A 13,320-nucleotide genomic window follows, 5' to 3' on the forward strand; every position below is an offset into this window, starting at 1 on the left:
TGCGACAGATTTTTCTGGGCGACATTTGTCGCTTGATGACACGATGGCGGTGTCCGGAACCGAGGAGATGACATGACCGGTGGGACTCTGGCTCTCGATGCCGACGGAAAGCCAACTACGACAAGAAATTCCGCACGCTGGAGGGCGCTGGCCGTGCTCGCGCTGGCGCAGCTGATGGTGGTGCTGGATGACACTCGCTCGGCCAATAATCGCAGAACCGCACAATCTCACAATTTGGCGTATTAGTTTGTGAGGCGTGAAACCGCCGCGTGAGAAGCGGGCCTACAAGTACCGCTTCTACCCGACCGTCGGCCAGGCGGCCGAGTTGTCGCGCACGTTCGGATGCGTCCGCAAGGTCTACAACCTGGCTCTCGCTGCTCGTACCGAAGCGTGGGTGCTGCGGGCAGAGCGGATCAACTACAACACGACCTCGGCGATGCTGACTGCGTGGAAGAAGACTGAGGACCTGGCATATCTGAACGAGGTGTCGTCGGTGCCGTTGCAGCAGGCGCTTCGGCACTTGCAGGCCGCGTTCACCGCGTTCTGGGACATGCGAGCCCGCTATCCACGGTTCAAGTCGCGTAAGAAGTCTCGTGCCTCGGCAGAATTCACCAAGTCTGGTTTCCGATGGCGCGACGGTTGTCTGACGTTGGCGAAGATGAGCGAACCGCTCGCCATCGTGTGGTCGCGGCCGTTGTCGCAGGGGGCTGAGCCGTCCACGGTAACTGTGTCCCGAGATGCTGCTGGGCGCTGGTTTGTATCCATCCTCGTTGAGGAGCGGATCGCCAGGCTCCCTATCGCCGACACTGCTGTGGGTATCGATGCTGGCTTGGAGTACTTGGTGACCCTGTCGACGGGGGAGAAGATCGCTAATCTGCGGCATGAGCGGCGCGATCGCGTTCGGCTCGCGAAGGCACAACGAAACTTGGCCCGCAAAGTGAAGGGGTCAGCAAACCGGGAAAAGGCTCGTCGCGGGGTTGCTCGCGTCCATGCCCGAATCAACGACCGTCGCCGCGACTACTTGCATAAGCTCACCACTCGGCTCGTGCGTGAAAACCAAACGCTCGTGATCGAGGATCTGACCGTGCGCAACATGGTCAAAAACGCGCGCCTGGCACGCGCGATCAGTGACGCGGCGTGGGCCACATTCCGGGGAATGCTGGAGTACAAGTGTGCTTGGTACGGGCGCGAACTGGTGGTTGTAGACCGCTGGTTCCCGTCGTCGAAGCTGTGCTCGAGCTGTGGCGCTCTGCAGGACGGGATGCCGCTTGAACTCCGTACGTGGACGTGCGGGTGCGGTGTGATCCACGATCGGGATGTGAACGCCGCGAAGAACCTTTTGGCCGCTGGCCGGGCGGTGACGGTCTGTGGAGCCGGTGTAAGACCTCAAAGGAGTACTCCTGGCGGGCGGTCGGCGATGAAGCAGAAAGACCCGACTGCGAAGTCGGGGTTCTCGCCAACCAGGCGTGGACGACGGCAACTGGTTGATGATTCGCGACAAGCCTGAGAACCTGCTGGAAGGCGCCGGACACACGCACGTGGGAGTCTGAAAATCTTACTCGCGAGTAACTGAGGGCAGCTTCCCGCACAGTGGGGGCTGCCCGCGCGGTGAGGTTCATAGCAGCAGTACGCTTGTCTTGCTTGACGCCACAGCGTACGTGGACCTGGCACCACAGGCCCCGTGCCGCGCGCCATGCGTATACGTTGTCTGTTGAACAGCTGGAGTCCGCTACAAGCGGCGCCCTTCGGCCGTGCAATGGGAGCACCACCTTCCTAGGAGGACACGAAGATCCATGTCCAAGATCAAGGTTGAAGGCACCGTCGTCGAACTTGACGGCGACGAGATGACCCGGATTATCTGGCAGTTCATCAAGGACAAGCTGATCAATCCGTATCTCGATGTGAACCTCGAGTACTACGACCTCGGCATCGAGGCCCGCGACAAGACCGACGATCAGATCACGATCGACGCGGCCAATGCCATCAAGAAGCACGGCGTCGGCGTCAAGTGCGCGACGATCACCCCCGACGAGGCCCGCGTCGAGGAGTTCGGCCTGAAGAAGATGTGGCGGTCGCCCAACGGCACCATCCGCAACATCCTCGGCGGCACGATCTTCCGCGCGCCGATCATCATCTCCAATGTTCCGCGATTGGTTCCGGGCTGGACCAAGCCGATCATCATCGGCCGTCACGCCTTCGGTGACCAGTACCGCGCCACCGATTTCAAGGTGCACCAGGCGGGCACCGTCACCCTGACCTTCACGCCGGAGGACGGCTCCGAGCCGATCCAGCACGAGGTCGTGCGCATGCCGGAGGACGGCGGCGTGGTGATGGGCATGTACAACTTCCAGGAGTCCATCCGGGACTTCGCGCGGGCCTCGCTGAACTACGGCCTGCAGCAGAACTACCCGGTGTACATGTCGACCAAGAACACCATCCTCAAGGCCTACGACGGCATGTTCAAGGACACCTTCGAAGAGGTGTACCAGACCGAGTTCAAGGACGAGTTCGACGCGGCCGGTCTGACCTACGAGCACCGCCTCATCGACGATATGGTCGCCTCCGCGCTCAAGTGGGAGGGCGGCTACGTCTGGGCCTGTAAGAACTACGACGGCGACGTGCAGTCCGACACCGTGGCGCAGGGCTTCGGCTCGCTGGGTCTGATGACCTCCGTGCTGCTGACCCCGGACGGCCGCACCTGTGAGGCCGAGGCCGCGCACGGCACCGTCACCCGGCACTACCGCCAGCACCAGCAGGGCAAGCCCACCTCCACCAACCCGATCGCCTCGATCTTCGCGTGGACCCGTGGCCTGGCGCATCGCGGCAAGCTGGACAACACCCCCGAGGTCATCGGCTTCGCCCAGACCCTCGAGGACGTCGTCATCAAGACCGTCGAGGACGGCCAGATGACCAAGGACCTCGCACTGCTGGTCGGCGGGGACCAGGGCTACCTGACCACCGAGGAATTCCTGGGTGTGCTGGACGCCAACCTGGCGCGCGAACTGCGATAGCCCAACTCTCGGGGGCTCTCAGGGGTTTCACCCCTGAAACCCCAGGAGCGGATCTCGAGGGTTTCCCTCCCGCGCATCCTCGGCGGGTGCGCAAGCGCTGATTGCACGTGAACAGCGCCGCAGCGGCGAATGATGGCGGCCGGGACCGATCGTCCCGGCCGGGACCATCCCGCCGCACACATTCCGGGCACCTGCCCTCACCGAATCGGTGAGCGGGCGGGTGCCCGAACTGTTTTCCGAGGTTGTCGTGAGTGGGATCACCGTGCCGCGGGGTATCGCGGGGGATCGCTGGAGTGTTGCGATTGGTCGTGGTGAAATCCGGGTCCGAAGCTGCTGTCGTGTCCGCGCCCGTCGAGGGCGCGTCGAGCGCTGCCCCGGTGCGGGACAGCTGGCATGTGCCCGCCATGTTGGCGCTGGCGCTGGGTGGATTCGGGATCGGGACGACCGAATTCGTGACCATGGGGTTGCTGCCGGATATCGCGGCCGCCATGAAGGTGTCCGAACCTACTGCGGGGCATGCTGTTTCGGCGTACGCGCTGGGTGTGGTCGTGGGTGCGCCGGTGATCGCGGCGCTGTGCGCGCGGGTGCCGCGCAAGCGGCTGCTGATGGCGTTGATGGTGGCGTTCACGCTGGGTAATGCGGCCACGGTGGTGGCGCCCACCTTCGCGACGCTGACGGTTGCGCGGTTCGTCGCCGGGCTGCCGCACGGTGCGTACTTCGGTGTGGCCTCGCTGGCGGCGGCGACGCTGGCTCCGGTGGGCCAGCGGGCCAAGGCGGTTGCCGCCGTTATGCTGGGGCTGAGCGCCGCCAATGTCGTCGGCGTTCCCGCGGCCACCTGGCTGGGCCAGCATCTGGGCTGGCGGGACGCTTTCGTGGTGGTCGCCGTTATCGGTATCGCGACCGTCGCGGCCATTGCCCGATTCGTTCCGGAGTTGCACGGGATTCGCCTCACCGATCCGCGGACCGAACTGGGCGCGCTGCGCCGCTCGCAGGTGCTGCTGACCCTGCTCGTGGGAGCGGTGGGCTTCGGCGGCATGTTCGCCGTCTACACCTACATCACCACGACCCTGACCGATGTGGCCGGGATGAGGTTGGGCCTGGTGCCGATCGTGCTCATGCTGTTCGGCCTGGGCATGGTGGCGGGCAATATCCTCGGCGGCGTGCTCGCCGATCGCGGCGTGGATCGCGCCATCTTCATCGCCATGATCTCGATGATCGTGATTCTGGCGGGATTCGTTGCGGCGGCGCACAATCCGTACACCGCGGCCGTGGGCGCCTTCCTGATCGGCGCGTCCGGCGCGGCGCTGGCGCCCGGCCTGCAAACCCGGCTCATGGATGTCGCGCACGATGCCCAGACGCTCGCAGCCGCCCTCAACCACGCCGCATTGAACATTGCCAATGCGGCGGGCGCCTGGCTCGGTGGCGTGGTGATCGCGGCGGGGCTCGGCTACACCGCGCCCGCGGCGGTGGGCGCGGTGCTGGCAGTGGTGGGCACCGCGCTGTTCACCGTCACCGTCGCGATCGCCCGGCGGGGGAGTGCTCGCGCCTAGCGCGCGGCGCTAGATGCAGAACTTCGCACCGGCGGACAGCGTGGCCACCAGGCAGGACAGGGCTTTGGCGGAGCCCGTCTCGGGGTAGACGCCGACGATGGGAGCCGGTTGCGCGCCAACGGGATCGGCCTGGGCGCTCGGCGCGAGTTCGAGCGGGACCCCGCCCGGCGCGGCCTGCGCGGAACCTACCCCGGCTGCAAGGCTGATACCAACGGCGGCAATGACTTTCAGCGTCGAACGGCGCATTCGGCAACTCCTGGTTCGTGTTTCGGATCAGCCGACACGCTAATCGGGACCCGGGCGCGGGGCACGCCCCCAATCTTGTTGCCCGTAGTTTCCGGTCAGGACCGTTCCTGCCAGGTGCACAGGCAGACGTGGTTGCCTTCCGGATCGGCCAGCACCCAGAAACTCGGCGCCGACTCGGTGCTGACGACTCTGCCTCCCGCCGCGATCGCGGCGGCAATGCGCGGCTCGACCTGGGCGGGCTCGATCCAGATGTCCGGATGCCAGCGCTGGCGCGGCTCCTCGCTGCCCGAGGGCTGGAACCACACGGTCGGCAGTGCGTCGCTCGGGTCGCGGATTTCATCGCTCTCGTCCTGCCCCGAGGGGGCCGAGGACTGCGGCCCAGAAGGGGAGAACGGACTCCGGTGACGGTGTGTCCAGGGCGAGTTCGAGCCGGGTCGCGGCGGCGGATCCGAGCACCGCACCGGCTTCGGCCGCGAGCGCGGAAATGGTTCGGGCGAAACGAATGTCGAGCTCGGTGACGCCGCCTTCGTCGTGGGTGGTGAGCCGTACGTCGAGGTGGCCGTAGCGGAGGTTCAGATCGGGGTGGTGGTTCATCTCCTCGGCGGCCGCGCCGATGGTATCGACGAGGGCCAGCCCGGTGGCGAAATTCCCTGTGCGGATGCGGGTTTGCAGTCCGTCGAGCAGATGGGCCCAGCCCTTCAGTCCTTCGTCCGCGATCTGCTTTCCGGTCAGTTTGGTCATGCGGCTCATCCTCGCAGGATCAGCTACGGGTCTCGTGTGATTCCCGGTATCGGCTCAGGAAGGTGTCCACGCCCTCGGTGAGCAGTCGATCGGCCAGCTCCGGGGGCAGGGCGGAGCCGAGCGAACCCACGATCAGATGGGGGTAGATGGTCAGGCTGAAGAATTGCAGGATGGCCACTTCCATATCGGGAATGGTCAGCTGGCCGCGCCTGCGCAGATCGTCGAGCAGTTCTCCCAGGGCCGCGCCGGATTCCGCGGGACCGCGCCGCAAATAGGCGGGCCCCAGGGCCGGAAAGCGGTGCAGCTCACCGGTGACGAGGTTGCGCAGGGCCAGGCGGCCCGGGTCGGTGGCGGTGGCGATCAGGGTGCGGGCGGTGCGCATCAGGGCGGTGCGCGGGTCGGTGTGCGCGGTGAATTCGGCGCGGACTTCGGCGAGATCGGCGCGGGCCTCATCCATGGCCTGGCCGACGACCTCGGTGAACAGGTCTTCCTTGCTGGGGAAGTGGTTGTAGACGGTCACCTTGGAGACGCCCGCGGCGACGGCGATGGCGTCCATGCCGATGTCGAATCCCTTGCTGGTGAACAGTTCACGAGCCGCCGACACGATCGCCTCGCGGCTGCGCTCGGCGCGCTTGCCGGACGGGGGCTGGGAGCGGGTGAATTCTCGGGCCACGGAGATAGCTAAGCACAACTTAACCGTTGTGTACAGTTCAACTGTCCTGTACTGTTCAGTTCAGTTACTGGCTCGCTCGAGGAGATGCGATGACTCGAATTCCCACTGTCTCCGCCCGGAAGCTCCGGATCCCGGGGGTGCGGCTGCATTACGAGGTGCGCGGACAGGGTCCGCTGGTGGCCCTGGTCGGGGCGCCCATGGACGCGGATTCCTTCGCGCCCCTGGCCGATCTGCTGCCCGCCGACCACACGGTGCTGACCACCGATCCGCGCGGTATGCACCGCAGTGTGCTCGACGATCCGGAGCAGGACTCCACGCCGGAGTTGCGCGCGGACGATCTGGGGCGGCTGCTGGATCATCTCGGACTCGGCCCCGCGGCGGTATTCGGCTCCAGCGGCGGCGCGGTCACCGCGTTGGCGCTCGTACAGGCGCATCCGGAGTGCGTCCACACCGTCATCGCGCACGAACCTCCGCTGGTCGAGCTGCTGGACGACCGGGAGCAGCTGCATGCCGGAACCGAGCGGATGATCGCCGCCTATCTCGGCGGTGACATACTCGGCGCGTGGCGAATGTTCATGCGGCAGGCCGACATTCCCATGCCGGACGAGATGGTGGAGATGATCTTCGGCGCTGATCGCGATCCTCGGGTCCTCGCCGACGAACGCCGTTGGTTCGCGCACGAGTTGCGGGCCACCACCCGGTGGCGACCGGATGTGGCGGCCCTGCGTGCGTCCGGAGTGCGGATCGTGGCCGGTATCGGTGCGGAGTCCGCCGGGCAGGAGTGTGATCGCACCACGCGCGCCCTGGCCGCGGCGCTGGGTATCGAGCCGACATTGTTCCCGGGCGATCACATCGGCTTCGTCGAAGCCGCGGACCGGTTCGCCGATCCGCTGCGCGCCGTGCTGGGGGAGCGGTGAGCGTCGGCGGGCGCATCGACATACAGATCTATACGTAAGTGTATAATTCGCGGAATGACCAGGTCCGCAGTTTCCAAACCGCCGCGTCGCACGCAGGAACAGCGCAGCAGCGAGATGCGGGTGCGGCTGTTGGACGCCACCATCGAATGCCTGGTGGAGTACGGATACGCGGGCACCACCACGCCCCGGGTCGCCGAGCGCGCGGGCGTGACCCGGGGCGCGCAGGTCCATCACTTCGGGTCCAAGACCGATCTGGTGGTGGCGGCCATCAGCCATCTCGCGCAGCGCCGGACCGAGGCGGCCCTGCAGGAGATGGGCCGGGTGAAGACCGGCGACGATCCGATCGGCGCGGTGCTCGACTACCTCTGGGAGCTGCATCAAGGTCCGCTGTTCATCGCGGCCATGGAGCTGTGGGTGGCCGGTCGTACCGATCCCATGCTGGCGGCGGAGATGCAGAAGGTGGAGCCGTTCGTCAATAACGCGGTGCTCATGGCGCTGGCCCGGTTCGTGCCGGATGAGGTGCACCGCAAGGACGCTCGCGATTTCCTCTACACCGCCATGGACGCATTGCGCGGCATTCTGGTCTCGAACTTCATCGATCCCGACAAGGATCGCGCGCATCGCCGGTGGCAGCGCGCCTCGGTCCACCTGCGCAGGGCGGCCGAGGTGACGCTGTCCGGATTGCGGATCGACGACTAGTGCTGGCGGGGCAGCAGGTGGATGCCCGCCTTGTCGGTGGCCAGCGCCAGTGAGCTGATGTACTGGATCTCGCCTGCGGGGCCGGGGACCGCGGAGGCGATCATGTCCGGGCGCTCGAAGTCCAGGCCGGTGGCGACGCAGGTCAGCGTGTCGCCGGACGGGTTGCCGTGCTCGTCGAATAGCGGCAGGTCGATGCCGTCGTCGCTGCGGCGCAGGTAGTACTTGCCCTTGGTGAGAATGGCGGTGAGCGGGGTGGCGACGAAGGCCACGACCACGGCCACAATGGGGGAGTACGGCTTCAGCAGGTCGCCGAACAGGCCGAAGAAGGTCATGATCGACAGCACCGCGGAGAGCCCGAAGCCGATGAGGCCCACCGGATTCCAGTCGTAGAGCATGCCGCGGCGGAACTCCGGCACCTTGGGCGAGATCTTCAGCACGTACTTGTTGATGGCGATATCCGTTGCGACGGTGACGATACAGGCAATGCCGCAGTTGGCGTAGAAGCCGAGGATATTGTTCAGGAAGTCGAACATGTTGGCTTCCATGAGAACCAGGGCGATCACCAGGTTCACGGCCAGGAAGACCAGGCGGCCCGGATAGTTCTTGGTGACCCGGGTGTAGGAGTTGGTCCAGGCCAGCGAACCGGAGTAGGCATTGGTGACGTTGATCTTGATCTGCGAGATGACCACCAGCACCACCGCGAGGGTCATGGCCAGCCAGCCCGGGACCATATCCTTGTAGATCTCCAGGAACTGGTGCACCGGCTGATTCGCGATTCCTTGCGCGGCAGGCAGATTCGCGATCAGGTAGACCGCCAGGAACAGGCCGACGACCTGCTTGGCGGCGCCGAAGAGCACCCAGCCCGGGCCCGCCAGCAGCATCCAGCCCCACCACTTGCCCTTGTTCTCGGGCGTCTTGGGCGGCATGAAGCGCAGGTAGTCGATCTGCTCGGCGATCTGTGCGATGAGCGACAGGCATACGCCCGCGGCCAGCAGGGTGCCGGAAATGCTCACGCCCGCGCCGTTCTCACCGCCGTAGGCGAAGAAGTTCGACACCGAATCCGGGTGCCGCACCAGCAGGAATCCGAAGGGCAGCACCATCAGCAGCAACCACAGCGGAGTCGTCCAGACCTGCAATGTCGCGAGGGTGTTCATGCCGTAGATGACCACCGGGAAGATGATGAGCGTGGAGGCCAGATAGCCCAGCCAGAGCGGTATTCCGAGCCCCAATTCCAGGCCCTGCGCCATGATGGAGCCTTCGAGCGCGAAGAAGATGAAGGTGAACGAGGCGAACACCACATTCGTGATGATCGATCCGTTGTAGCCGAATCCGCTACCGCGCGTGATCAGGTCGAGATCGAGGTTGTAGCGCGCCGCGTAATAGGCGAGCGGAAACCCGGTCAGCATGACGACAATCGCGAAAATACCTATGCCGAGCAGGGCGTTTCCGGTTCCGTGGGCAATTCCGATATTCGCGCCGATGGCGAAGTCCGCCAGGTACGCGATACCGCCGAGGGCGGAGACTCCGACCACGGCCGGACTCCACTTCCGGTAACTGCGCGGCGCGAAGCGGAGGGTGTAGTCCTCCAAAGTCTCCTTCGCCGCGGCTATTCCATCGGAACTCGTCGAGCGGGTATCGACATCAACCACGTGCTACTCCCGTCAAACCTCACAGCGTGCAAAGCAACCATTTGAACTTGGTCCACGGATGTACCCGGCCAATTGCCGATCGATTACGTCGCCGTTACGGCGGCCTCACGAGTGTCGCACCTCATATTTATCAGTTACCCGCGGGCGTACCGGAGGCGGCCACAGGCGTTGCCAGGTAACATACACGTCTGGATGTATGTTCGATCTTGATGCGTTGACCGTTGGATTAGTGGAGATCAGGGGGCTATTCTTCCCCGTGTCTTGTGCACTTACATGTAGAACTGTATGTTTGTGCGCAATCCGGTCCGGTGGATCGGCCACGCATCTGTGAGGGAGTTCGATGACGAACAAGGTCTACGTCGTCGGCGTCGGCATGACGAAGTTCGAAAAGCCGGGGCGGCGCAAGAACGAAGACGGCAGCGACTGGGACTACCCGGATATGGCCCGCGAGTCGGGGACCAAGGCGCTCGCCGATGCCGGGATCGACTACCGCGAGATCGAGCAGGCGTACGTCGGATACGTCTACGGCGAGTCCACCTCCGGTCAGCGCGCGGTGTACGAGCTGGGCATGACCGGTATTCCGGTGGTGAACGTCAACAACAACTGCTCCACAGGATCGACCGCGCTCTACCTTGCGGCGCAGGCGATTCGGGGCGGGCTGGCGGACTGCACCCTGGCACTGGGTTTCGAGAAGATGCAGCCGGGCTCGCTCGGTTCCACCTGGGACGACCGTGAGCAGCCGATGGCCAAGCACATCATGGCCCTCGCCGAGATCTCCGAAGTGCTGTTCCCCGTTGCCCCGTGGATGTTCGACGCGGCCGGGCGCGAGCATATGGAGAAGTACGGCACCACCGCCGAGCACTTCGCCAAGATCGGCTACAAGAACCACAAGCACTCGGTGAACAACCCGTATTCGCAGTTCCAGGACGAGTATTCGCTCGACGACATCCTGGGCTCGCGGATGATCTACAACCCGCTCACCAAGCTGCAGTGCTCGCCGACCTCCGACGGCTCCGGCGCGGTCATCCTGGCCAGCGAGGAGTTCGTGGACCGGCACGATCTGGCCGCGCAGGCGGTGGAGATCGTCGGGCAGACCATGACCACCGATTTCCGGTCCACCTTCGACGGCACCGCCAAGAATCTCATCGGCTACGACATGAACGTCCAGGCCGCCGAAAAGGTCTATGCGCAAGCGGGTCTCGGCCCGGAGGACTTCCAGGTCATCGAGCTGCACGACTGCTTCTCCGCCAATGAGCTGCTGCTGTACGAGGCGCTTGGACTCTGCAAGGAGGGCGAGGCCGGGAAGCTCATCGACGCCGGCGCGACCACCTATGGCGGCAAGTGGGTCGTGAACCCTTCCGGAGGGCTGATTTCCAAGGGGCATCCGCTCGGCGCGACCGGTCTGGCGCAGTGCAGTGAGCTCACCTGGCAGCTGCGCGGCACCGCCGACAAGCGGCAGGTCGACAACGTCACCGCCGCCCTCCAGCACAATATCGGGCTCGGCGGCGCGGCCGTCGTCACCGCCTACCAGCGCGCAGAGCGCTGAATCGCATTCCCGCCCAACCTCATCCGAAGGAATCGACCATGGGTCACATCGAAGCCAGCAAGAATCTGAACGCCAGCCCCGAGGCCTTGTGGGCCGTCGTCTCCGATCCGCAGACCTGGGACAAGTGGTTCTCCATCCACGAGCGCTGGATCGACGAGCCACCCGCCACCCTGACCCCCGGCGCCAAGCTGGTCGCCAAGATCGTCATGCTCGGCATGGCCAACAAGATCGAGTGGGTGGTCGAGAGCGTCGAGACCCCGAACAAGATGGTGCTCAGCGGCACCGGTATGGCCGGTGTGAAGGTGCAGTTCACCTTCGACATCCAGCCTGTCGACGGCGGCAGCGCGTTCTCCGTCTCCGGTGACTTCGAGGGCGCGCTCATCAAGGGCGCGCTCGGCAAGGCGGTCGAGAAGGACGGCCTGAACCAGCTGGACAAGACCCTCGCCGCGCTCGATTCCGTCGCCACGGCGGCACGCCGGTGAGAGGACAAGGCGCGATGGGCGAGCCGATCGAATTCGATCGCGACGGGCTCGGAATCTGGTGTGACGACGAGCGATTCGAGGTCACCCGGGAGCGGCTGGCCGAATACGCCGCCGCCACCAACGATCCCATCGAGGCGCACCTGAAGGGCGATATCGCCAATCCGGTCTTCGCCATCGTCCCGGTGTTCGAGGCCATGATGGTGCCGGTCATCGACGTGGTGCCGATGTCCATCTTCGGCCGGGTCGTGCACGGCGAGCAGGACTTCCACTTCCACCGGCCCATCCGGCCCGGTGACAAGCTGGTCTCGCGCGCCAAGGCCATCGGCTACGAGGGCAAGGACAATGGCTCCACCATCACCATCCTCATCGAATGCCGTACGGAGGACGGGGAACTGGTCAACGAGCAGTACCTGACCGCCTTCTTCCGGAATGTGAATGCGGGCCCGCTGGTCGGCGAGGGCGCCCCGGCGCACCGGTTCGACAAGGAGCTGGCCGAGAAGTCGCCGCTGGCAGCGGTTTCCGCGCATGTCGACGATGACCAGACGTTCCGTTATTCCCCCGCCTCGGGCGATCCGGTGCCGCTGCACCTGGACGATCAGGTGGCCAAGTATGCCGGTCTGCCCGGCATCATCGCGCACGGCCTGTGCACCATGGCGATGTCTTCGTGGGGTGTCCTCGCCGAGGTCGCGGGCTCGGATGTGCACCGGCTGCGGCGATTCGCGGTCCGCTTCTCCAAGATGGTCTTCCCCGGTGACGACCTGGAGACCCGGATCTGGCGCAAGAACAGCGACAACGGCGCCACCACCTACATGTTCGAGACCGGGCGCGGCGGCGATCTGGTGCTGACCGACGGCCTGGCCGTCATCTCGGACTGACCACACTTTCGGATTCACAGAGGAGCAGAACATGGGTGCACTGGAGGGGCGGGTCGCCGTCATCACCGGCGCGGGACGCGGAATCGGGCGCGAGCACGCGCTGCTGTTCGCCCGGGAGGGCGCCGCGGTCGTGGTGAACGACCTCGGCGGCAACAACTCCGGTGAGGGCGCCGATGTCGGTCCCGCGCAGGAAGTCGTGAACGAGATCGTCGCCGCAGGGGGGCGCGCGGTCGCGAACACCGACAATATCGCGGACTGGGAGGGCGCGAAGGGCCTGATCGAGCAGGCGGTTTCCGAGTTCGGCCGCCTCGACATCGTGGTCAACAATGCGGGCATCCTGCGCGACGCCTTCCTCGCGGGCATGGACGAGGCGCAGTGGGATTCCGTGGTGGCCGTGCACCTCAAGGGGCATGCCGCCGTGCTGCGGCATGCCGCCGGGTACTGGAAGGACCAGTCCAAGGCGGGCAATCAGCCCACTGCCGCGGTCATCAATACCGCCTCGGCCTCGGGCACCACGGTGCCGAATGCCGGGCAGGGCAACTACGGCGCGGCCAAGGCCGGTATCGCCGCCCTCACCCTGGTCGCCGCGGATGAGCTGGCCCGCTACGGCGTGCGCGTGAATGCCATCGCGCCCATTGCCCGGACGCGTCTGACCCTGGCCACGCCGGGTATGGGTGCGATGATGGCCGCCGAGGCGGACGCGGTCGAAGAGGGCGGCTTCGACGCCTTCAGCCCCGCCAATATCTCCCCGCTGGTCGCCTATCTGGCCACCGAGAAGTGCCCGGTCACCGGCAAGGTGTTCGCGGTGCAGGGCGGCGCCATCTCCGAACTGGCGGGCTGGCACGACGTCAAGACCATCGAGACCGAAGGCCCGTGGCTGATCGACGATATCGCCGCGCGGCTGCCCTGATCCGAATCGCACGAGAGAACA

General features: G+C 65.5%; 14 protein-coding genes. 9 read left to right on the forward strand and 5 right to left on the reverse strand.

Annotated features, from left to right (window positions below; genetic code table 11):
* Positions 1-256 precede the first annotated feature (256 nt).
* The 3 genes from NC4_RS27700 to NC4_RS27710 all read left to right on the forward strand — a co-directional run bounded on the left by NC4_RS27700 (position 257) and on the right by NC4_RS27710 (position 4,561).
* A complete protein-coding gene (locus NC4_RS27700) occupies positions 257-1,507 on the forward strand; it encodes an RNA-guided endonuclease InsQ/TnpB family protein (RefSeq protein ID WP_245721964.1) in 1,251 nt (416 codons plus the stop codon).
* Positions 1,508-1,793: 286 nt separating this feature from the next.
* Positions 1,794-3,011, forward strand: coding sequence for an NADP-dependent isocitrate dehydrogenase (locus NC4_RS27705; RefSeq protein ID WP_067544012.1), 1,218 nt, complete (start codon positions 1,794-1,796; stop codon positions 3,009-3,011).
* 404 nt (positions 3,012-3,415) lie between these two features.
* Positions 3,416-4,561 (forward strand): MFS transporter, encoded by a 1,146-nt coding sequence (locus NC4_RS27710; RefSeq protein ID WP_067544230.1) that lies wholly within the window; start codon positions 3,416-3,418, stop codon positions 4,559-4,561.
* A 9-nt stretch (positions 4,562-4,570) separates the two neighbouring features.
* Here the strand turns inward: NC4_RS27710 and NC4_RS27715 are convergent, their stop codons facing one another.
* The 4 genes from NC4_RS27715 to NC4_RS27725 all read right to left on the reverse strand — a co-directional run bounded on the left by NC4_RS27715 (position 4,571) and on the right by NC4_RS27725 (position 6,221).
* Positions 4,571-4,807 (reverse strand): hypothetical protein, encoded by a 237-nt coding sequence (locus NC4_RS27715; protein ID WP_067544014.1) that lies wholly within the window; start codon positions 4,805-4,807, stop codon positions 4,571-4,573.
* Positions 4,808-4,902: 95 nt separating this feature from the next.
* Positions 4,903-5,112 (reverse strand): VOC family protein, encoded by a 210-nt coding sequence (locus NC4_RS41830; protein WP_218021315.1) that lies wholly within the window; start codon positions 5,110-5,112, stop codon positions 4,903-4,905.
* A 31-nt stretch (positions 5,113-5,143) separates the two neighbouring features.
* A complete protein-coding gene (locus NC4_RS41835; RefSeq protein ID WP_218021311.1) occupies positions 5,144-5,548 on the reverse strand; it encodes a 4a-hydroxytetrahydrobiopterin dehydratase in 405 nt (134 codons plus the stop codon).
* Between the two features lie 19 nt (positions 5,549-5,567).
* A complete protein-coding gene (locus NC4_RS27725; protein WP_157555262.1) occupies positions 5,568-6,221 on the reverse strand; it encodes a TetR/AcrR family transcriptional regulator in 654 nt (217 codons plus the stop codon).
* An 89-nt stretch (positions 6,222-6,310) separates the two neighbouring features.
* Here NC4_RS27725 and NC4_RS27730 point away from each other — a divergent pair, with 89 nt between their 5' ends.
* Both NC4_RS27730 and NC4_RS27735 read left to right on the forward strand, forming a co-directional pair.
* Positions 6,311-7,138: an alpha/beta fold hydrolase gene (locus NC4_RS27730; RefSeq protein WP_067544016.1), complete on the forward strand. Its 828-nt coding sequence runs from the start codon at positions 6,311-6,313 to the stop codon at positions 7,136-7,138.
* 54 nt (positions 7,139-7,192) lie between these two features.
* Complete coding sequence (locus NC4_RS27735; protein WP_067544018.1) at positions 7,193-7,837, forward strand: TetR/AcrR family transcriptional regulator; 645 nt, start codon at positions 7,193-7,195, stop codon at positions 7,835-7,837.
* Here NC4_RS27735 and NC4_RS41185 read toward each other — a convergent pair.
* Entirely contained in the window at positions 7,834-9,486 is a 1,653-nt protein-coding gene (locus NC4_RS41185) for a purine-cytosine permease family protein (protein WP_067544021.1), read from the reverse strand. The genes NC4_RS27735 and NC4_RS41185 overlap by 4 nt on opposite strands.
* Before the next feature lie 340 nt (positions 9,487-9,826).
* Between NC4_RS41185 and NC4_RS27745 the strand changes: the two genes are divergently transcribed.
* From NC4_RS27745 to NC4_RS27760, 4 genes are read left to right on the forward strand one after another with little or no spacing between them, the layout of a single operon-like run.
* The gene (locus NC4_RS27745) at positions 9,827-11,032 is read left to right on the forward strand and encodes a lipid-transfer protein (RefSeq protein WP_067544023.1); all 1,206 of its coding nucleotides are present in this window, start codon (positions 9,827-9,829) and stop codon (positions 11,030-11,032) included.
* A gap of 38 nt (positions 11,033-11,070) precedes the next feature.
* Positions 11,071-11,514, forward strand: coding sequence for a type II toxin-antitoxin system Rv0910 family toxin (locus tag NC4_RS27750; RefSeq protein WP_067544025.1), 444 nt, complete (start codon positions 11,071-11,073; stop codon positions 11,512-11,514).
* 14 nt (positions 11,515-11,528) lie between these two features.
* Positions 11,529-12,389 carry a MaoC/PaaZ C-terminal domain-containing protein gene (locus NC4_RS27755; RefSeq protein WP_067544026.1) on the forward strand — a complete coding sequence of 287 codons (861 nt, stop codon included), beginning with the start codon at positions 11,529-11,531 and terminating at the stop codon, positions 12,387-12,389.
* A 31-nt stretch (positions 12,390-12,420) separates the two neighbouring features.
* Positions 12,421-13,299, forward strand: coding sequence for an SDR family oxidoreductase (locus NC4_RS27760; protein ID WP_067544028.1), 879 nt, complete (start codon positions 12,421-12,423; stop codon positions 13,297-13,299).
* The last annotated feature ends 21 nt before the right edge of the window (positions 13,300-13,320 follow it).

The organism is Nocardia crassostreae (assembly GCF_001613405.1).
Taxonomy (GTDB): domain Bacteria; phylum Actinomycetota; class Actinomycetes; order Mycobacteriales; family Mycobacteriaceae; genus Nocardia; species Nocardia crassostreae.